Genomic DNA, 19,565 nt, shown 5'->3' with positions numbered 1-19,565 from the left:
ACCGACATGAACGCCCACGCCAATGCCGAGATCCGCGGTGTCCTGATCCAGGTCGCAGGCGCGCGCCTGCTGCTGCCCAACGCCACGATCGCCGAGGTCCTGTCGTTCGCCGAGCCCGAGCCGGTCGAGGGTGCCCCGCAGTGGCTGCTGGGCCGCATCCGCTGGCGTGGCTGGCAGCTGCCGCTGGTGTCGTTCTCGCGCCTGTCCGGCCTCGCCGATGAAGTCGGTGGGCTTGGCAGCAAGGTCGTCGTGCTCAAGGCCCTCGGCGACGACCCCAAGCTTCCGCATGTCGCGCTGCTGACCCAGGGCTTCCCGCGCCTGGTGACGGTGGCGCGCGACGCGCTGGTGGAAGAGACCGCCGATGACGAAGGCGACCAGGCACTGCCGACCGCCGTGCGCATGCGCGTGCTGCTCAACAACGAGCCGGCACTGCTGCCTGACGTGGACGCGCTGGAAGGCGCGATCCGCGACGCGCTTGCCGCCTGAGCCCAAGGCGGCCCGCTCGCGTCCGCGCTGTCCGGCTAGCGAAGATCCCCGAACGTCGCCTGCAACACGCTGACCGCGGCGATGCCGGCGGTTTCGGTACGCAGGATCCGCGGCCCCAGCCGCACCCCGGAGAAGCCGGCTGCAAGGAGTTGCTCGCGGTCGCGCGGCGACCAGCCGCCTTCCGGGCCAACACCGACCACCACCGTGGCCGATGGCGGCAAGGACAGTGCGTGGATGCCAGTTGCCGCGCCGGGGTCGAGCGTCAGCCGCAGGCCGTCGCCAGGCAGTGACAGCAGGGCTTCGGCGAGGCCCAGCGGAGCCGCAACGGAAGGCAGCCGCGCGCGCCCGCTCTGTTCACACGCGGAGGCCACCACACCCTGCCAGTGCTGCACGCGTTTTGCGGACCGCGCGGCATCGAGCCGCACCTCGCTGCGCTCGCTGTTGACAGGTACAAACCCGGCTACGCCGAGTTCGGTAGCCTTCTGCAGTATCAGATCCATCTTTTCGCCGCGCGCCACGCCCTGCAGCAGCATGATGCGCAGCGGCGACTCGGCCTCCACCACGCGCGATGCCAGGACCTCGACCTCGCCACCGCGCTTGCCGGCCGCGACCACGCGCGCGTCATAGTCGTGGCCGTCGCCGTTGAACAGCACGCACGCGTCGCCCACGTCAAGCCGCAGCGCGCGGAGCAGGTGGGCCGCGGCGTCCTCCGGCAGCGCCAGCCGCTGGCCCGGCGCGAGCGGGGCGTCGACCCAGGCGCGCGTCAGGCGCATGTGCCTGCCGCGATCGCCGCCGCCGTGGTCTCGGCGAGTAGCGCCAGCTGGTCGTCGTCGATGCAGTAGGGAGGCATCCAGTAGAGGATGTCGCCGAGCGGGCGCAGCAGTACGCCGCGCTCGATGGCCTCGCGGTGCGCGCGCAGGCCGACCTTGTCGGACGCGGCGAACGGTGTCGCACGGTTGCCGTCGCGCGCCAGTTCGAAGGCCACCACCATGCCGGCCTGGCGGACGTCGGCGACGTGCGGCAGCGACGCGAACGGCGCGGCCAGCGCAGCCATCTTCGCGGCAGTGGCCTGGGTGCGGGCGATGACATCGTCGCTGGCGAAGATGTCGAGCGATGCCAGCGCCGCGGCGCAGGCCAGCGGGTTGCCGGTGTAGCTGTGCGAATGCAGGAACGCGCGTTCGCGCGTGTCGTCGAGGAAGCCGTCGTAGATCGCCTGCGTGGCCAGCACCGCCGCCAGCGGCAGGAAGCCGCCGGTCAGGCCCTTCGACAGGCACATGAGGTCGGGCATGATGCCGGCCTGCTCGCAGGCGAACATCGTGCCGGTGCGCCCGAAGCCGGTGGCGATCTCGTCGGCGATCAGGAACACGCCGTGCACGTCGCACAGCTCGCGCGCGCGCTTCAGGTACACCGGGTCGTGCATGCGCATGCCGCCGGCGCACTGCAGGCGCGGCTCCAGGATCAGCGCGCAGAACTCTCCGGGATGGTCATCGAACAGGCGCGCCAGCGCGTCGGCCGCGTCTTCGGCGCAGCTTGCCGCGGACTGGCCCGGTCGTGCGAGGTAGGCATCCGGCGACGGCGTGAACATCGCCTCCAGCAGCAGCGGCGCGTAGACGCGGCGGTACAGCGGGATGTCGCCCACCGAGAGCGCGCCGATGGTCTCACCGTGGTAGCCGTTGGACAGCGCGGCGAACTTCGTGCGCCGCGGCTCGTCGCCGCGGTTGCGGAACCACTGGAACGCCATCTTCAGCGCGACTTCCACGCCCGCCGAGCCGTTGTCGGCATAGAACACCTTGGCCAGCGGCGCGCGGCCGGCCTGGCGCGGCGCCAGCGCGAGCAGGCGCTCGGCCAGCTCGACCGCGCCCGGGTGCGTGGCACCGGCCAGGATCACATGCTCCAGCGTGCGCGCCTGGCGCGCCACCGCTTCGGCGATGCGCGGTTCGGCGTGGCCATGGATGTTGGTCCACCAGCTGCTGACCGCGTCCAGCGTGCGCCGGCCGTCGTGGCCGACCAGCCAGGCACCGTCGCCGCGCGCGACCTCGAGCATCGGCAGCTCGCCGGCCTGCTCGCGCATCTGCGTGCACGGGTGCCAGACCACGGCCAGGTCGCGGGAACGCCAGCTGCCGGGCTCGGCTAGAATGGCGGGATCGTGGATCGCCTTGTCGGACATCGCTGCATTATCGCCCGAGTGGCCGCGCGGGCGTGGCGATGAGCCGCCGGCTGCCGATCATCCACGGCATCACCGAGAGCGATGCCGGCCCCTACCGCCTCGAGCACCTGGACATCGAGTTCGGCAACGGCGAGCGCCGCCGCTACGAGCGCCTGCATGGCCGCGGCCATGGCGCGGTGGTGGTGGTGCCGATGCTCGACGCCGACACCGTGCTGCTGGTGCGCGAGTACGCCGCCGGCGTACACCGCTACGAGCTGGGCCTGGTCAAGGGCCGCATCGACGCCGGTGAGACGCCGGTCGAGGCCGCGAACCGCGAGCTCAAGGAAGAGGCCGGCTACGGCGCGCACCGGATCGACGTGCTCCGCGTGCTGACCCTTGCGCCCACCTACATGAGCCATCAGACCCATCTGGTGCTGGCGCGCGACCTGTATCCCGAACGCCTGCCCGGCGACGAGCCGGAAGAGCTCGAAGTGGTGCCGTGGCGCATCGACCGCCTGCACGAGCTGATCCTGCGCGAGGACTTCTCGGAAGGCCGCTCGATCGCCGCGCTGTTCATCGTCCGTGACTGGCTGGCGCACCATGCCGCTGGCTGAGGGCGTGCGCGCCGCCGTGCAGGCGATCGCGCGCGACGCCGCGGCCGCGATCATGGCGGTGTACGCCGGCGAGTTCGCGGTCGAACACAAGGCCGACGCCAGCCCGCTGACCGCCGCCGACATGGCCGCGCACCGCTGCATCGTCGCGGGCCTCGCCGCGCTCACGCCCGACATCCCGGTGCTGTCGGAGGAGTCGGCGCAGGTGCCACCCGCCACGCGCCACGCCTGGCGCCGCTTCTGGCTGGTCGACCCGCTCGACGGCACCCGCGAGTTCATCAAGCGCAACGGCGAGTTCACCGTCAACATCGCGCTGGTGGACGACGGCGTGCCGGTCTTCGGCGTGATCCAGGCGCCGGTGACCGGCACGCTCTGGCATGGCACGCCCGGCGCAGGCGCCTGGCGCTGCGATGCCGATGGCGAATCCGCCATCCGCACCCGGCGCCCCGCGACCGCGCCCCTGCGCGTCGCCGCCAGCCGCTCGCACCTCGACACCCGCACCGCCGCGCTGATGGCGCGCATCGGCGAACACGACACCATCGGCCTCGGCTCGTCGCTCAAGTTCTGCCTGCTGGCCGAGGGCGGCATGGACGCCTATCCCCGCTTCGGCCCGACCAGCGAGTGGGATACCGCCGCAGGCCAGGCGATCCTCGAAGCCGCCGGCGGCTGCGTCCTCGATCCGCGGGGCCGTCCGTTCCGCTACAACCAGCGCGACACCCTGCTCAACGGCGACTTCATCGCCCTGGGCGATCCGCAGCTGCCGTGGCGGGACTGGATTTAGGGCAATCCGCGCAAATCAGCGGCAAGAAAAGTTTTCCAGGGAGCAACACGTGTCCGGACAGCGCGACCCCATGCAGCGGTTGTTGGCGATCATGGCGCGGCTGCGCGACCCCGATGGCGGCTGCCCCTGGGATCTCGAGCAGGACTTCGCGAGCATCGCGCCGTATACGATCGAAGAGGCCTACGAAGTCGCCGACGCGATCGACCGCGGCGACCTGCCTGCGCTGTGCGAGGAGCTGGGCGACCTGCTGCTGCAGGTGGTGTTCCATGCGCAGATGGCGTCGGAGCAGGGCGCGTTCGGCTTCGACGACGTCGCCAACGCGATCTCGGAAAAGATGGAGCGCCGCCACCCGCACGTGTTCGGCGACGCCACCCACGACGACGCCGAGGGCGTGCTGCGCGAGTGGGACGCCATCAAGCGCGCCGAACGCGCGGCCGCCGGCGACGCCGACACCTCCGCGCTTGCCGGCATCGCCCGCGGCCTGCCGGAGTGGCAGCGCGCCACCAAGCTGCAGCACCGCGCGGCGCGGGTCGGGTTCGACTGGCCCGGCCCCGCGCCGGTGATCGCCAAGCTCGAGGAGGAGCTGGAGGAGGTGCGCGTCGAGTTCGCCGCGGTGGCGCGCGAGCCCGGCGACGCGGCGGCGCGTGACCGCATCGAGGCGGAGATCGGTGACCTGCTGTTTGTCGCGGCCAATCTGGCGCGGCACGCCAGGGTCGATGTCGGATCGGCGCTGCGCCGCGCCAACCAGAAGTTCGAGCGCCGCTTCCGCAGCATGGAGGCGCTGGCCGCATCGGACGGCACCGGCTTGCAGGGGCTGTCGCTGGAAGAGCAGGATCGCTACTGGGATCTCGCCAAGGCGCGCGAGGACAACTGAGAACGAGGGACGGGATGTCGCGTTTCGCCAGCTTCCGCGAGTTCTATCCGTTCTACCTGTCCGAGCACGCCAACCGCACCTCGCGACGGCTGCATTTCGCCGGCAGTTGCGGTGCGCTGGCCTGCGTCCTCATCGCCATCCTGCGCGGCAATGGCCTGTGGCTGCTGGGGGCGCTGGCCTGCGGCTACGGGTTCGCCTGGGTCGGGCATTACGTCTTCGAGAAGAACCGCCCGGCCACGTTCCGGCATCCGCTGTACTCGTTCGCCGGCGACTGGGTCATGTTCAAGGACATCCTGACCCGCCGCATCCCGTTCTGACCTCCCGCGCCGACGATGTCCGGTGCCGTCTTCACGGCGCGTAGACCTGCCGCACGGCAGCCTTTCACAAAGCTGAAGACTGCCTTGGAATGGAGCACATATGCGCGGATCGCAGGAGCCGGGTGGGCTTGTCCTGATCGTCGAGGACAACCGCAATATTTCGGAAATGGTCGGTGAGTACCTGGAGGGGAAGGGGTTCGAGGTGGATTACGCCGCCGATGGCCTCGACGGGTACCGGCTGGCCGCGGAGAACAACTACGACGTGATCGTGCTGGACCTCATGCTGCCGCGGCTGGACGGCATTGAAGTCTGCAAGCGGCTGCGTGAGGAAGCGCGCAAGTCCACGCCGGTGCTGATGCTGACCGCGCGCGACACGCTCGACGAGAAGCTCACCGGCCTGGGTGCCGGCGCCGACGACTACCTCACCAAGCCGTTCGCGATCCAGGAGCTCGAGGCGCGCCTTCGCGCCCTGATCCGCCGCGAGCGTCGCCAGGTGGGGTCGGAGGTGTTGAAGGTCGCGGACCTGGTCCTGGACCCGGCCAGCCTTCGCGCCACGCGCGGCGGCAGCGAGCTGCAGCTGTCCCCGATCGGGTTGAAGCTGCTCACGATCCTCATGCGCGAGTCGCCGCGGGTGGTCAACCGCCAGGAAATCGAGCGCGAGATCTGGGGCAACAGCCTGCCCGACTCCGACACCCTGCGCAGCCATCTCTACAACCTGCGCAAGACCATCGACAAGCCGTTCGACAAGCCGCTGCTGCATACCGTGCAGAGCGCCGGCTATCGCATCGCGGACATCGAACAGCCGCCAGCCTGACGGTCTTCTTCGTCGATGCCACAGGGGTTGCCCCACAAGCTGCGGCGCGTGTTCATCGTCCAGGCGGTACTCGCGGTGGTCGCCGTGGCGGTCGTGCTGTACGCGTCGGGATCGCTGGCACGCGACTGGCTGACCGCCGAACGCATCCGCGCCGAGGCGCGCGCGTTCGAGGACGGGCGCGCCAGGGATCCCGCGCATCCGGTCCCCGGGACCGCGACCGTGCATGCCTGGTTCGTCCCCTCCAGCGGAGGCGGGGACGCGGCCGTGCCCGCCGGTTATGCACGCCTGGCACCCGGCCTGCACAACCTGCGCATCGCCGGGGTGCGGCATCGCCTGCTGGTCGAGGAGCAGCGGGGCGGGCGGCTGTACATCAACATGTCGTTCGCGCTCGTCGACCGGGTGGCCACCTGGACGCTGTTCATCGCGGTGCTGCTGGCGTCGATCGCGATCGCCGCGGTCAGCTGGCTCAGTTACCGCATTGCCAGGCAGATGGTGCTGCCGGTCACGCAGATGGCCGGCGAGGTGGCGCGGTGGGATCCGCGCGCGCCGGATCTCGACGCCATCGATCCCGGACGCCTTCCCGGCGAGGTCGGGCGCGAGGTGCGGCTGCTCAATGAAGCGCTGCGCGGCCTGACGGAGCGCACCCAGGCCTTCATGCGCCGCGAGCGCGACTTCACCCGCGAGGCCAGCCACGAGCTGCGCACGCCGCTGGCCGTGGTCCGCGTGGCGGCCGACATGCTGCGCGGCGATCCCGAAACGCCGCCGCGCATGCAGCGTTCGCTGGGCCGCATCCAGCTTGCCGCGCGCGAGATGGAAGGCGTGCTGGATGCCTTCCTGATCCTCGCGCGGGAAGACGTTCCGGGTCCCGAGGAAGAGTTCGAGCTGCTCGCCCTGGCCGCCAACGCGGTCGAGGATGCGCGCGAGATGCTGGCCGACAAGCCGGGCGTGGTGCTGGCCCTGCACGAGGAAGCGGCACCGCGCCTGCGTGGGTCGTCGCGCGCGATGGCGGTGATGCTCAGCAACCTGCTCAACAATGCCTGTTTCTTCACCGAGTCCGGGCGCATCGACGTGGTGGTGCGGCGCAACCGCATCGAGATCCGCGACACCGGCATCGGCATGGACGACCAGGTCCTTGAGCGGGTGTTCGAGCCCTTTTTCCGCGCCAACCAGTACGTGGGCGGCAAGGGCATGGGCCTGGCCATCGCGCGCCAGTTGAGCGAGCGCGCCGGCTGGCCGCTGCGAATCGACAGCGTTGCCGGGCAGGGCACCACCGTCACCATTGAATTCGCGGCGGCGCGCGTGCAGCACTGAACCGTGCGTCGTGCGTGGCGGTGCGCGGTCAACGCCGGCCGCGCTGATGCGTTAGCCTCCCGACCCCAGCCAGCAGCCGCAGACCGCATGAGCACACGATCCAAGCCCACCAGGCGTCGCGCCCGGCCATACCTCCTTGTCGCCGTTGCGATCGCCGCGCTCGCCGTGGCTGGCGCCTGGTGGAACGGCTCGCGCGGTGCCAGCCAGGAAAGCGCGTACCGCACTGCCGAAGTACAGCGGGGCGACATCCGCATGGCGATCTCCGCCACCGGCACGCTGAGCGCGATCTCCACCGTGGTGGTGGGCAGCCAGATCTCCGGCCAGGTCACGGAGGTGCTGGTCGATTTCAACGACAAGGTGGAAAGCGGGCAGGTGTTGGCGCGCATCGATCCCAGCAGCTACCAGGCGCAGATCGAGCAGGGCTCGGCGCAGATCGCCAGCGCGCAGGCCTCGCTCAGCCAGGCGCAGGCGACGCTGCGCAACGCCGAGCTCGACTATCGCCGCAAGGCCGAACTCGGCGACCGCCAACTGGTGGCACGCAGCGACATCGACCTGGCGCGCGCGGCCCGCGAGCAGGCGCAGGCCCAGGTGCGCGCGGCGCAGGCGCAGATCCAGCAGCAGAGCGCCGCCACGCGCACCACGCGCATCAACCTTGATCGCACGGTGATCCGTTCGCCGGTGGACGGCGTGGTGCTGACGCGGACCATCGAGGCCGGCCAGACCGTGGCCGCCAGCCTGCAGGCGCCGGAGCTGTTCACGATCGCCGAAGACCTGTCGAAGATGAAGATCGAGCTGGCCGTCGACGAGGCCGACATCGGCCAGGTCAAGGCCGGGCAAAGCGTGAGCTTCACCGCCGACGCCTTCGCCGATCGCCAGTTCCGCGGCGTCGTGGACCAGGTGCGCCTGGCCGCCACCAACACCAGCAACGTGGTCACCTATCCGGTGGTGGTCACGGTGGACAACAGCGACGGCACCCTGCTGCCGGGCCTGACCGTGAATGCCGAGATCGAGGTCAGCCGCCGCGACGACGTGCTCAAGGTGTCCAACGCCGCACTGCGCTACAAACCCACCGGCGCCGAAGGGGCGGCGGCGGCGATGCCGCCGGGCGGCGCGCGCAACGGGGTCGCGTCGGACCTTGCCGGCGTGTCCGGAGGCCTGGACCTCACGCCCCCGCAGCAGGCGGCGTTCGACGCCGCATTGGCGGCGGTGCAGGCGCGCCAGGCGGCACGCCAGGCCGCACCGCGTGCCGGTGGCGCGGGCGGTGGCCCGGGGGGCGGTCCGCGGACGGTGGCGATGTCCGGCGGTGGCGGCGGCGGCGCGGGTGCGGCCGCGCAGGTGCGCCAGCGCATGCTGCAGCGCTTCCGCGAGGATTTCGCCGCCTTCCGCGGCAGCCTCGATGACAGCCAGGCCGCCAGGTGGGATGCGGCGCTGACGGCGCTGGTCGGCGCCACGCGCGCCACCGTGTACAAGCTGGTCGACGGCAGCCCGCAGCCGGTACTGGTGCGGGTCGGCGCCAGCGACGGCACCGACACCGAACTGTCGGGCGCGCTCGACGCCGGCGACCTGCTGGTGACCGGCGAGCGCCCCGCGAAATGACCGGCGGCGTGCCGGTGATCGAGACCCGCGGCCTGGGCAAGGTGTACTCGCCCGGCAGCGAGGCCGAAGTGGTCGCGCTTCGCGACGTGGACCTGCGTATCGAACGCGGTGATTTCATCGCGATCATGGGACCGTCGGGCTCGGGCAAGTCGACGCTGATGAACCTGATCGGCTGCCTCGACAAGCCCAGCTCGGGCAGCTACCGCTGCGACGGCGAGGACGTGTCCACGCTGGATGCCGAGGAGCTTGCGATCCTGCGCCGCGACAAGATCGGCTTCGTGTTCCAGGGCTTCCACCTGTTGCCGCGGATGACGGCGCTGGAGAACGTGGAAATGCCGCTCGGCTATGCCCGTATCCCGCCTGCGGAACGCCAGGAGCGCGCGCGCGAGGCGCTGGCCGCGGTGGGCCTGGGCGAGCGCGGCGGGCACCGGCCCAACGAGCTGTCGGGTGGCCAGCAGCAGCGCGTGGCGATCGCGCGCGCGCTCATCAACAGGCCGCCGATCCTGCTGGCCGACGAACCCACCGGCGCGCTCGATTCGAAGACCGGCGAGGAGATCCTGGCGCTGTTCAAGCGCCTGCGCGACGACGGTCACACCGTCATCCTGATCACCCACGACGCCGAAGTGGCCGCCCACGCCGACCGCATCTGCGTGATGCGCGACGGCGAACTGCACACCGAGCACGCCGGGGCAGCGCCATGAAGTTCAGCGACATCCTGCGCACCGCCATCCACGCCCTGCGCGGCAACTGGATGCGCAGCGTGCTGACCTCGCTGGGCGTGATCATCGGCATCGCGGCAGTGATCGTGATGGTCTCGGTCGGCCAGGGCACGCAGGCCGAGATCGACAAGATGGTCGCAGGCCTCGGCTCGCAGCGGCTTGACATCTCGCCGGGTGCGGGCCGTGGCCAGGGTGGCGCGCGCATGAGCGGCAGCAGTTTCTACACGCTCACCGAAGGCGACGTCGACGCGATCCGCGACGAGATCCCCGAGGTGCAGTACGTCGCGGGCGCGCTGCGCGGCAGCACGCAGGTGGTGTATGCCGAGAACAACTGGTCGACCAGCTGGCAGGGCGTGCAGCCGGACTTCTTCGACATCAACGGCTGGACCATCGCCGAGGGCGAGGCGTTCGACGCGCAGGACTACAGCGCCGCCGCGAAGGGTGTGATCCTCGGCGACACCGTGCGCCGCGAACTGTTCGGCGAGGATTCCGGCGTCGGCCAGACCATCCGCATCGGCCGCGTGCCTTTCGTCGTCACCGGCACGCTGGCGGCGAAGGGGCAGGGCGGCTTCGGCCAGGACCAGGACGACGTGATGATGGTGCCGTTGCAGACCGCGCGGCGCCGCCTGCTCGGCGCCATGGGCCTGCCGCCGGGGGCGGTGATGCAGGTCGCGCTCACCGTGGCCGACGCCGACGACATCGGCTACGCCCAGGGCGAAGTGGAAGCACTGTTGCGCCAGCGTCACCGCATCGGCCCCGGCAAGGAGGACGACTTCAGCGTGCGCAACATCAGCGAGATCGTCGCCACGCGCACCGCCACGACGGGGCTGATGTCGCTGCTGCTGGGCGCGGTGGCCAGCATCTCGCTGATCGTCGGCGGCATCGGCATCATGAACATCATGCTGGTGTCGGTCACCGAGCGCATCCGCGAGATCGGGCTGCGCATGGCGGTCGGCGCCGGGCCCACCGACGTGCGCCGGCAGTTCCTGGCGGAGGCGATGCTGCTGTCGCTGATCGGCGGCGCGCTCGGCATCGTGATCGGCATCGCCGGTGCGCTGCTGGTGGCCAGGTTCGGCGACCTCCCGGTGGCGCTCAACGGCCAGGTGATTGCGCTGGCCGCGGGCTTCTCGATCGCGACCGGCCTGTTCTTCGGGTACTACCCCGCGCGCAAGGCATCGCAGCTCGATCCGATCGAGGCCCTGCGCTCGCAGTAGCCGGCGCTGGCGTCGGCTATCCTTGCGGTCCATCCACGGGGATCCGCCATGCGCCTGATCGCCCTCCTGCTGACGACCACGCTCGCCATGACCAGCCCTGCCCATGCCAATGACCGTCCGACCGCCCTGGTGATCCACGGCGGTGCGGGGGTCATCGAGCGCGACGCGCTGGATGCCGGCGAGGAACGGGCGATCCGCGCCGACCTGGACCGTGCGCTCGATGCCGGACACGCCGTGCTCGCCCGCGGCGGCAGCGCGCTGGATGCCGCCGAGGCGGCGGTGCGCGCGCTGGAGGAGTCGCCGCGCTTCAACGCCGGCAAGGGCGCGGTGTTCAACGCCGAAGGGCGCCATGAACTGGACGCCTCGGTAATGGAGGGCCACACCCGCCGCGCGGGCGCGGTGGCCGGGGTGACCACGATCCGCAACCCGGTGCGCCTGGCGCGCGCGGTGATGGAGCATTCGCCGCACGTCATGCTGATCGGCGACGGCGCCGAGGCGTTCGCCGACACCCGGCCGGAACTCGAGCGCGTCGCCAACCGCTGGTTCGATACCGACCACCGCCGCGAGCAGCTCGAGCAGGCGCAGGCGCGCGAAGCGGCGGCGCGCCAGTCCGGCGCCGCCGATCCGGCGGACCTGAAGGGCACGTACTTCGGCACGGTTGGCGCAGTGGCACTCGACGCGCAGGGCCACATCGCCGCCGCCACCTCGACCGGCGGCATGACCAACAAGCGCTGGGGGCGCGTCGGCGACTCGCCGGTGATCGGCGCCGGTACCTGGGCCGACGACCGCTGCGGCGTGTCCGGCACCGGCTGGGGCGAGTTCTTCCTGCGCGCCGCGGTGGCGCATGACATCTGCGCGCGCGTCGCCTACCGCGGCGACAGCCTGCAGGCGGCGGCCGACGAGGTGCTGATGAACGTGGTGCCCGGCCTGGGAGGCGATGGCGGCGCGATCGCGCTTGATGCCGACGGCAACATCGCCATGCCGTTCAACACCTCCGGCATGTACCGCGGCTGGGTGAAGCCGGACGGCTCGCGCGGCACGGCGATCTTCCGCGAGGAGTAGGCCGCGGCACCGGCCCGTCCGGCGGGCGTGGGCGACCTGGGGTAAACCCGATAGGGGCCGGCCCCGGGTTGTGGCCTCCAGCTCCCGCGCCGAGACTCCGTTGCGTAGACCACGCAGCCGCGCAGCCCGCGGCACGGAGAGCTCGATGACCGCCATCGGCAGCAGCCACCACATCGTCAGCGGCGATACCCTGTCGCATATCGCGCAGCGCTACGGCACCAGCGTCGACGCGCTGATGGCGAACAACGCGCAGATCAAGGATGCCGACCTGATCTACGCCGGCGATACGCTGAACATCCCGGGCGCCATGGGTGATGCGGGCGGGAGCGGAGGCTCGGGTGGGGTGGCCGGTACGCAGGGCGTGAGCGGGTCTTCCATCGTCGGTGGCAACAACGCCGCCGCAATCGCCGAACAGTTCATCGGCCGCAATGCCGGCGAGCTCAAGCACAGCAGCGAGCTGCCGATGCAGAGCTGGGTGCCGAACAACGTCAACTGCGCAAATTTCGTTTCCGCCTGCCTGCAGAAGGCGGGCCTGATTGACGCCAGCCAGGCCAGTGCTTCGGTCGACACGCTGGCCGGCAACCTGAAGGGCGACGGCTGGCAGACGGTCGCGCTGGCCGATGCGCGCCCCGGCGACGTGGTGCTGATGCAGCGCAACGGCCAGTCGCATGTTGTGCTGTTCGCCGGCATGGAAAACGGCAGGCCGACCTTCATCGGCTCCAACAACGTCAATGCCGACGGCTCGCAGCGCATCAGCTGGGGCGGCGCGTCCGGCAACTACGAGATCATCAGCCCGCGCGGCTGATCGCGCCTGGCGTGCCACGGAAAAGGCCGGGCATTGCCCGGCCTTTTCCGTTGCCGCGGAGGCGTGTTCAGAAGCCGAACAGGGCGCGCGGCGCGGCGTGTTCCTGCGGCCAGCCGAGCCAGGCCACGTCACCCGGGCCGATCGCGAAATCGAGCACCGTCCAGCGGCCACCGGGGGGGAAACCGCCGTCATCGGCGCCTTCGACACCGGCCTGGTCGCGCGCGGCGGCCTCGGCGGGTGCCGCCGCCGCGGCCTGGTCGGCGTCGCCGGCATCCGGCTCGCGGCGCAGGAGCGCGACGTAGACATCGGACATGCCGCCCTGCGCGGCGGCCGCGGCGAACGGCGTGCCCTGGTAATCGAAGCGTCCGCCGCCCGCGGCGCGCAGCGTGCCGAGCACGAAGGCCCAGTTGCCGAGGCGGTCGAGGCGCTCGACGTCCAGTGACACGGCATGGCCCAGGCGAGCCTGCAGCGGCGCTCCGGCCGTCTCGAGCAGCAGCGCATAGCCGTCATCGCCCGCCTGCATCTGGCGGGGTGTGGCCTGTGCGAACGCTGGGTTCATGAGGGCTCCCATGGCGAGTGCGAAGAACGGTCCGAGGATAGCAGCGTGCCGGTGCATGCGGATCTCCCGTGCGGTGTGCGCGCATGCTGCCAGGCGGGGCCGTTGCGCCCGGTGAAGCGGGACCTGGACCGGGCCTGCGGCGCCCCCGGCGCGCCAAACGGTAGCCGATCGGGTCCCGACACCGCCCTTGTGGCAAAATTGGCAGCTTCCGGTCGGACGCGGCAGCCAAACCAGCATGCAGTTCCAGTTCCCGCCGCGCAGCGACCGAGCGCGTTGAGCGATACCTTCGCAATGGCCGACGAAACCGGACACATGCCCAGGGGACCCGCGCGCATCCTGAAGGCCGCGGGCTGGTCGATGCAGGGCCTGCGCGCGGCGTGGCTGCACGAGTCCTCGTTCCGGCTCGAAGTCTGCCTGTTCGCCGTGCTGGCACCGCTCGGCCTGTGGCTCGGGCAGGGCGGGGTGGAGCGCGCGCTGCTGGTCGGCTCGCTGCTGCTGGTGCTGTCGGCGGAGTTGCTGAACTCCGCGATCGAGGCGGTCATCGCCCGCTATGGCGATGAACACCACGAACTGGCCGGGCGCGCCAAGGACATGGGCTCCGCCGCCGTGTTCGTGCTGATGCTCAACGTGCTGCTGGTCTGGGGCGCACTGCTGTGGCCGCGCCTGGCGTGACACGGCTGGAAACGACTTTCCCAAGGATATGCAAGCGATGATGGAATTGATCTCCGACCCGCAGGTCTGGATCCTGCTGGTCACGCTGGCCACGATCGAGATCGTGCTCGGCATCGACAACCTGGTGTTCATCTCGATCGCCGTGAGCCGGCTGCCGGCCGAGAAGCGCGAGTTCGCCCGCAAGTTCGGCATCGCCGTGGCCTGCATCACCCGCATCGGCCTGCTGCTGACGCTGGCGTGGCTGGCGGGGCTCACCAGCGACCTGTTCTCGGTGTTCGGCCAGGGTATCTCGGTGCGTGACCTGGTGCTGATCCTGGGCGGCGTGTTCCTGGTGGTGAAGGGCGCGCTGGAGATCAAGGAACTCGTCGCCGGTGCGCACGAGGACGCCGGCGGTGCCGGCAAGGCGGCGACGTCGTTCGCGATGGTGATCGCGCAGATCGCGGTCATCGACATCGTGTTCTCGCTGGATTCGGTGATCGCCGCGGTGGGCATGGCCGGCGACTACGTGCCGGTGATGGTGATCGCGATCCTGATCGCGGTGGGCGTGATGCTGCTGGCCGCGCGCCCGTTGGGCACGTTCATCGACAACAATCCGACGATCAAGATGCTGGCGCTCGCGTTCATCGTGCTGATCGGCGCATACCTGATGGCCGAGGGCTTCGAGCTGCACATCCCGCGGGGCTACATCTACGGTGCAATGGGCTTCTCGGCATTCGTGGAGCTGCTGAACCTGTGGGCCAAGCGTCGCGCGCTGCGCCACGTGGCACCGGGCTGAGGACGGCATGGCCTACCTGCACCTGATCGACCCGATCGCGCTCCAGTCCCCGGCATTCGCGCTGCTCGGGCGGACGTTCCAGCCGGCGGTGCACTGGTACGGCGTGATGTACCTGCTGGCGTTCGCCAGCGCGTGGTGGCTCGGGCGCTCACGGATCCGCGCGGGGCGCCTGCCCGGCGTGGACGACGCGGGCTTCGGCGACCTGATGTTCTACGGCATGCTCGGCGTGGTGCTGGGCGGCCGCATCGGCTACGTGCTGTTCTATGCCTTCGGCGACCTGCTGGCCGACCCGCTGATGCTGTTCAAGGTCTGGGACGGCGGCATGAGCTTCCACGGCGGCCTGCTCGGCGTGCTGGTGGCGATCTGGCTGTGGTCGCGCGCGCGCCGCCTGCACGTGTTCGACACGATGGACTTCGTCGCACCCCTGGTGCCGCTGGGGCTGGGCTTCGGCCGCATCGGCAACTGGATCGGCGGCGAGCTGTGGGGCAAGCCGACCGACGCCGGCTGGGGCGTGGTGTTCCGCAACGCCCTGCCGCCGGAGCTGGCCAGCCTGCCCGAGGCCGCGCTGCGCGCGCAGTTCCAGGCGGGCGAGCTGGCACAGTTCGCGCGCCATCCGTCGCAGCTGTACCAGGCGTTCCTCGAGGGCGTGGTGATGTTCGCGGCGCTGTGGTGGTTCTCGCGCCGTCCGCGTCCGCGCTATGCGGTTGCCGGCATGTTCGCGCTGCTGTACGGCGCGTTCCGCTTCCTGGTGGAGTTCGTGCGCGAGCCTGACGCCCATCTTGGCTACCTGGCTTTCGGCTGGCTGACCATGGGCCAGGTATTGAGCCTGCCGCTGGTCCTGGTCGGGTTGTACTGGCTGTGGCTGGCGCGGCGCTCGCCGACCCTGCAGCCCGTGCTCCCGACCGCTTCCGGCCCCCGCACCACCGACTGAGGAGCCCGACGCCATGCGCCAGTACCTCGACCTCCTGCGCCACGTCCTCGAGAACGGCACCGACAAGGCCGACCGCACCGGCACCGGCACGCGCAGCGTGTTCGGCTGGCAGATGCGCTTCGACCTGAACGACGGGTTCCCGCTGGTCACCACCAAGAAGCTGCACCTGCGCTCGATCATCCACGAGCTGCTCTGGTTCCTGCGCGGCGAGACCAACATCGCCTACCTGCGCGAGCACAAGGTCGGCATCTGGGACGAGTGGGCCGACGCCGACGGCGAACTGGGCCCGGTGTACGGCAAGCAGTGGCGGCACTGGGCAGGTGCCGACGGCGTGGAGGTCGACCAGATCTGCTGGGTCATCGACGAGATCCGCCGCAACCCGGACTCGCGGCGCCTGGTGGTGTCGGCCTGGAACGTGGCCGAGCTCCCGGCGATGAAGCTGCAGCCCTGCCACGCGCTGTTCCAGTTCTACGTGGTCAACGGCCGCCTGAGCTGCCAGCTCTACCAGCGCAGCGGCGACATCTTTCTCGGCGTGCCGTTCAACATCGCGAGCTACGCGCTGCTGACGCACATGGTGGCGCAGGCCTGCGGGCTGGGCGTGGGCGACTTCGTGCACACGCTCGGCGACGCGCACCTGTACAGCAACCATTTCGAGCAGGCGCGCCAGCAACTCGAACGCGCGCCCGGCGCACTGCCGCGGCTGGTGCTGGATCCGTCGATACGCGATGTGTTCGCCTTCACTCACGAGCACATCAGCATCGAAGGATACGATCCGCTGCCGGCCATCAAGGCCCCGGTCGCGGTCTGAGCACGACGCGATGATGCAGCAGCAGACCACCCCCGCGTTGTCGCTGGTGGCCGCCCTGGACCGCCGGCGCGCGATCGGCCGCGACAATGGCCTGCCGTGGCACCTGCCGGCGGATCTCGCGCACTTCAAGGCACTGACGCTCGGCAAGCCGGTGCTGATGGGGCGCAGGACGGCCGAGTCGCTGGGCCGCGCGCTGCCGAAGCGGCGCAACCTGGTGCTCACGCGCAGCGGGCGGGTGCCGTTCGCCGGCATGGACGCGGTGGCCTCGCTCGACGAGGCCTGCGCGCTGGCATCAGGGGCCGCCGAGCTGTGCGTCATCGGCGGCGCCGAGGTCTACGCGCTGGCCCTGCCACGCGCCGCGGTGCTGTACCTCACGCATGTCGAGACCGCGGTCGAAGGCGCGGATGCGTTCTTCCCGGCGTTCGACGCGGCGGCATGGCGGGAGGTGTCGCGCGAGCGCCATCCGGCCGACGCGCGCCACGCCTTCGCCTTCGATTTCGTCGAGTACCGACCCCGCTGACCACGTCCAGGCGCCAATTGGCGCCTTTACACATGGTGCCATGGCAAATTCGGGCCCGCGGAGCAAGATGCTGCTGTCGCAGTCCGCGACCTCCCGGGAGTCCCGTCATGCCGATTCCACTCACACCCCTTGCCGCAGCCGCGGCGCCGGCGCCCAAGGTCGCGTCCGGCACGGTCGCCGCCCCCCAGCTCCACGCCGCCATGCGCGAGTTGTGGCACGGCCACATCGTGCATGCGCGCGACTACGCGCTCGCCGTGCATGTCGGCAAGACCGCCGACGCCCAGGCCGCGGCCGACGCGGTGGTGGAGAACGCCAGGCAGATCAGCACGGCGGTGGCGGGCTTCTACGGGGATCCTGCTGGCCAGCAGATGCTGGCTCTGCTCGGCGGTCACTGGGCTGCGGTGAAGTCGCTCACCGACGCGCGCGCCTCTGGCGGCGGAGCAACGGCGGAGGCGGCCATGGCCGACCTCACCGCCAATGCCGGCGAGATCGCGAAGTTCCTGGCGGGTGCCAATCCCAACCTGCCCGAAGACACCGTGCACGGCCTGATGCTGGCCCACGGCGCGCACCATTCGCGGCAGGTCGACCTGATCCTCGCCGACGACACCGCGGGCGAAGCGGCCGAATGGAAAGCGATGCAGATGCACATGGACATGATCGCCGACGCGCTGGCGGGCGCCATCGCCAGGCAGTTCCCCGACACGGCGACCTAGGCCAGGGATGGCGCCCGGGCTCGCACAGTTCAGCGGGACGCGCCAGCGGTTGCTGCGGCAACTGCTGGCGGCGGTCGATGGCCTCGGGACCGAGGAGCTCTGCCAGCGGCTCCGCGTCAGCCACAACGCGGTGCGGCAGCACATCACCGCGCTCGCCGCGCGCGGGCTGGTAGGCCACGGGCAGCCGCGCGCCACGGGCGGCAGGCCGCAGTCGCGCTACGTGATCACCGCCGAAGGGCGCGCACTGTTCCCGCGCAACTACGGCGCGTTCACGGCCGCGCTGCTCACCGAGCTGCACGTTCGCATGGGCGATGACGGGGTCGGGGCGCTGCTCCAGGCGCTTGGCCGCGGCATCGCGGCCACACAGCCATCGCTCGATGGTGAAAGCGGCGAAGGCCTGGCGCGCGCCCTGGCACAGCGCCTGGATGCGCTCGGCTACGAGGCGGTGCCCGCGCGCCACGGCGAGGACTGGCAGGTCGAAGCCTTCAACTGCGTGTTCCACGACCTCGCACGCCAGCATCCCCAGGTCTGCAGCTTCGACCTTGCCTACATTGAAGCGAGCACCGGGCGCCGCGTGCACCATGTCGAGTGCATGGCCCGCGGCGGGCACGCCTGTCGCTTCAGGCTGGGGCCGGAGGCTGCTGCGGTCGCCCCGGAACCTGCACCACCTGCAGTTCCTCGGAGTCCAGGCGCAGCGCGGTGAGCGTGCCCCCCCACACCGCGCCGGTATCGATGGCATGCACGCCGTGGCCGATGAACAGGCCCAGCGACGACCAGTGCCCGCAGACCAGCTTGAGTCCGCGCTCGACGCGGCCCGGCACCGCGTACCAGGGATACAGGCCCGGCTGCTGCGTGCCCGGCGCGCCCTTTTCCTCGAAGGCGATGCGGCCACGCGGGCTGCAGTAGCGCATGCGCGTGAAGGTGTTGATGATCGCGCGCTCGCGGTCGGTGCCGCGCAGGCCCGGCGACCACGCCGGGCGGTCGCCGTACATCTGCTTGAACAGGCGCCGGCGGTCCTTGCCCTGGATGCTGGCTTCGACTTCACGCGCGAGCGCCTCGGCGTCGGCGACCGTCCACTTCGGCGCGAGGCCGGCGTGCACCATCATCCAGCCGAGGTCGTGGTCGGCGTGCACCAGCGGCTGCATGCGCAGCCAGTCGAGGAGTTCGTCGCGGTCGGGCGCGAACAGCACGCGCTGCAGGTCGGCGTTGACCTTGCGCTGCTCGTCTTCGCGGCGGTCGGCGATCGCCAGCAGCGACAGGTCGTGGTTGCCGAGCACGGTGACCGCATTCGCGCGCAGCGAGTGCACCAGGCGCAGCGTTTCCAGCGACTCGCCGCCGCGGTTGACCAGGTCGCCGCAGAACCAGAGGCGGTCGCGTGCCGGATCGAAACGGATCCGCTCGAGCAGGCGCTCGGTCGGGCCCAGGCAACCCTGGAGATCACCAATCGCCCAGATGGCCATCAGTGCAGCGTTCGCGGCACGGCGAGCGTGAACGGCGGGATCGGCGCATCGAACTGCGTGCCGTCATCGCCGAGCATGCCGTAGCTGCCTTCCATCGTGCCCACGGCGGTCTGCAGCACCGCGCCCGAGGTGTAGGTGAACTGTTCGCCAGGTTCCAGGCGCGGCTGTTCGCCGACCACGCCTTCGCCTCGCACTTCCTCGACGCGGCCGTTGCCATCGGTGATCACCCAGTGCCGGTCCAGCAGCTGCGCTGCGCACTTGCCGAGGTTGCGGATGCGGATCGTGTACGCGAATACATAACGGTCTTCCTCGGGTGCCGACTCGTCGGCGAGGAAGCGCGTGGCGATCTGGATCTCGAGGGTGTAGTCCGGCGTGTCGTCCATGCCGGCAG

Annotated in this window: 23 protein-coding genes and 1 pseudogene; 19 read left to right on the top strand and 5 right to left on the bottom strand. The window is 70.7% G+C overall.

The window, feature by feature from the left end; all coding sequences use genetic code 11:
• The first annotated feature begins 6 nt into the window (after positions 1–6).
• A complete protein-coding gene (locus tag IDM46_RS10320; RefSeq protein ID WP_182825071.1) occupies positions 7–486 on the top strand; it encodes a chemotaxis protein CheW in 480 nt (159 codons plus the stop codon).
• A gap of 35 nt (positions 487–521) precedes the next feature.
• On the opposite strand, the gene IDM46_RS10315 is transcribed toward IDM46_RS10320, so the two are convergent.
• Together IDM46_RS10315 and bioA are read right to left on the bottom strand one after the other, a co-directional pair.
• A complete protein-coding gene (locus IDM46_RS10315) occupies positions 522–1,259 on the bottom strand; it encodes a 16S rRNA (uracil(1498)-N(3))-methyltransferase (protein WP_185115633.1) in 738 nt (245 codons plus the stop codon).
• Entirely contained in the window at positions 1,250–2,653 is a 1,404-nt protein-coding gene (gene bioA / locus IDM46_RS10310; RefSeq protein WP_182825075.1) for an adenosylmethionine--8-amino-7-oxononanoate transaminase, read from the bottom strand. Before bioA ends, IDM46_RS10315 begins: the two co-directional genes overlap by 10 nt.
• Positions 2,654–2,691: 38 nt before the next feature.
• Here bioA and nudE point away from each other — a divergent pair, with 38 nt between their 5' ends.
• The 11 genes from nudE to IDM46_RS10255 all read left to right on the top strand — a co-directional run bounded on the left by nudE (position 2,692) and on the right by IDM46_RS10255 (position 12,736).
• Positions 2,692–3,246: an ADP compounds hydrolase NudE gene (gene nudE / locus IDM46_RS10305; RefSeq protein WP_182825077.1), complete on the top strand. Its 555-nt coding sequence runs from the start codon at positions 2,692–2,694 to the stop codon at positions 3,244–3,246.
• Positions 3,233–4,024: a 3'(2'),5'-bisphosphate nucleotidase CysQ gene (cysQ, locus tag IDM46_RS10300; protein WP_182825079.1), complete on the top strand. Its 792-nt coding sequence runs from the start codon at positions 3,233–3,235 to the stop codon at positions 4,022–4,024. Before nudE ends, cysQ begins: the two co-directional genes overlap by 14 nt.
• A gap of 70 nt (positions 4,025–4,094) precedes the next feature.
• Positions 4,095–4,898, top strand: coding sequence for a nucleoside triphosphate pyrophosphohydrolase (gene mazG, locus IDM46_RS10295; RefSeq protein ID WP_185116076.1), 804 nt, complete (start codon positions 4,095–4,097; stop codon positions 4,896–4,898).
• A gap of 14 nt (positions 4,899–4,912) precedes the next feature.
• Positions 4,913–5,215 (top strand): DUF962 domain-containing protein, encoded by a 303-nt coding sequence (locus IDM46_RS10290; protein WP_182825081.1) that lies wholly within the window; start codon positions 4,913–4,915, stop codon positions 5,213–5,215.
• 100 nt (positions 5,216–5,315) lie between these two features.
• On the top strand, positions 5,316–6,029 hold the full coding sequence (locus IDM46_RS10285) for a response regulator transcription factor (RefSeq protein ID WP_182825083.1): 714 nt from the start codon (positions 5,316–5,318) through the stop codon (positions 6,027–6,029).
• A gap of 48 nt (positions 6,030–6,077) precedes the next feature.
• Positions 6,078–7,340 carry a HAMP domain-containing sensor histidine kinase gene (locus IDM46_RS10280; RefSeq protein WP_185115632.1) on the top strand — a complete coding sequence of 421 codons (1,263 nt, stop codon included), beginning with the start codon at positions 6,078–6,080 and terminating at the stop codon, positions 7,338–7,340.
• Between the two features lie 87 nt (positions 7,341–7,427).
• Entirely contained in the window at positions 7,428–8,936 is a 1,509-nt protein-coding gene (locus IDM46_RS10275; protein WP_185115631.1) for an efflux RND transporter periplasmic adaptor subunit, read from the top strand.
• Positions 8,933–9,637: an ABC transporter ATP-binding protein gene (locus IDM46_RS10270; protein WP_182825089.1), complete on the top strand. Its 705-nt coding sequence runs from the start codon at positions 8,933–8,935 to the stop codon at positions 9,635–9,637. Before IDM46_RS10275 ends, IDM46_RS10270 begins: the two co-directional genes overlap by 4 nt.
• Positions 9,634–10,869, top strand: coding sequence for an ABC transporter permease (locus IDM46_RS10265; protein WP_185115630.1), 1,236 nt, complete (start codon positions 9,634–9,636; stop codon positions 10,867–10,869). Before IDM46_RS10270 ends, IDM46_RS10265 begins: the two co-directional genes overlap by 4 nt.
• Before the next feature lie 48 nt (positions 10,870–10,917).
• Entirely contained in the window at positions 10,918–11,931 is a 1,014-nt protein-coding gene (locus tag IDM46_RS10260) for an isoaspartyl peptidase/L-asparaginase (RefSeq protein WP_182825093.1), read from the top strand.
• A 145-nt stretch (positions 11,932–12,076) separates the two neighbouring features.
• Positions 12,077–12,736: a LysM peptidoglycan-binding domain-containing protein gene (locus IDM46_RS10255; protein ID WP_185115629.1), complete on the top strand. Its 660-nt coding sequence runs from the start codon at positions 12,077–12,079 to the stop codon at positions 12,734–12,736.
• A gap of 67 nt (positions 12,737–12,803) precedes the next feature.
• Here the strand turns inward: IDM46_RS10255 and IDM46_RS10250 are convergent, their stop codons facing one another.
• On the bottom strand, positions 12,804–13,295 hold the full coding sequence (locus IDM46_RS10250) for a hypothetical protein (RefSeq protein WP_185115628.1): 492 nt from the start codon (positions 13,293–13,295) through the stop codon (positions 12,804–12,806).
• A 291-nt stretch (positions 13,296–13,586) separates the two neighbouring features.
• Here IDM46_RS10250 and IDM46_RS10245 point away from each other — a divergent pair, with 291 nt between their 5' ends.
• The 7 genes from IDM46_RS10245 to IDM46_RS10215 all read left to right on the top strand — a co-directional run bounded on the left by IDM46_RS10245 (position 13,587) and on the right by IDM46_RS10215 (position 18,417).
• Positions 13,587–13,967, top strand: coding sequence for a diacylglycerol kinase (locus IDM46_RS10245; protein WP_182825099.1), 381 nt, complete (start codon positions 13,587–13,589; stop codon positions 13,965–13,967).
• A 37-nt stretch (positions 13,968–14,004) separates the two neighbouring features.
• Positions 14,005–14,742, top strand: coding sequence for a TerC family protein (locus IDM46_RS10240; protein ID WP_185115627.1), 738 nt, complete (start codon positions 14,005–14,007; stop codon positions 14,740–14,742).
• Positions 14,743–14,749: 7 nt separating this feature from the next.
• A complete protein-coding gene (gene lgt, locus IDM46_RS10235; protein WP_185115626.1) occupies positions 14,750–15,673 on the top strand; it encodes a prolipoprotein diacylglyceryl transferase in 924 nt (307 codons plus the stop codon).
• A gap of 13 nt (positions 15,674–15,686) precedes the next feature.
• A complete protein-coding gene (locus tag IDM46_RS10230) occupies positions 15,687–16,481 on the top strand; it encodes a thymidylate synthase (protein ID WP_182825106.1) in 795 nt (264 codons plus the stop codon).
• Positions 16,482–16,491: 10 nt separating this feature from the next.
• Positions 16,492–17,001 (top strand): dihydrofolate reductase, encoded by a 510-nt coding sequence (locus tag IDM46_RS10225; RefSeq protein WP_223877956.1) that lies wholly within the window; start codon positions 16,492–16,494, stop codon positions 16,999–17,001.
• A 107-nt stretch (positions 17,002–17,108) separates the two neighbouring features.
• Positions 17,109–17,714, top strand: a complete 606-nt coding sequence (locus tag IDM46_RS10220) for a hypothetical protein (RefSeq protein ID WP_185115624.1) — start codon at positions 17,109–17,111, stop codon at positions 17,712–17,714.
• Between the two features lie 7 nt (positions 17,715–17,721).
• Positions 17,722–18,417 carry a transcriptional regulator gene (locus IDM46_RS10215; RefSeq protein WP_185115623.1) on the top strand — a complete coding sequence of 232 codons (696 nt, stop codon included), beginning with the start codon at positions 17,722–17,724 and terminating at the stop codon, positions 18,415–18,417.
• Here IDM46_RS10215 and IDM46_RS10210 read toward each other — a convergent pair.
• A pseudogene (locus IDM46_RS10210) lies at positions 18,362–19,174 on the bottom strand (symmetrical bis(5'-nucleosyl)-tetraphosphatase); the annotation flags it as partial. The gene IDM46_RS10215 and the pseudogene IDM46_RS10210 sit on opposite strands and share 56 nt — an antisense overlap.
• The gene (gene apaG / locus IDM46_RS10205) at positions 19,174–19,557 is read right to left on the bottom strand and encodes a Co2+/Mg2+ efflux protein ApaG (protein WP_185115621.1); all 384 of its coding nucleotides are present in this window, start codon (positions 19,555–19,557) and stop codon (positions 19,174–19,176) included. The pseudogene IDM46_RS10210 and the gene apaG, both read right to left, overlap by 1 nt.
• Positions 19,558–19,565: the final 8 nt, after the last annotated feature.

Source organism: Luteimonas sp. MC1825, from assembly GCF_014764385.1.
Lineage (GTDB): Bacteria > Pseudomonadota > Gammaproteobacteria > Xanthomonadales > Xanthomonadaceae > Luteimonas.
The sequence above is the reverse complement of the archived record's forward strand: the minus strand, read 5'-3'. Positions and strand labels throughout refer to the sequence as shown.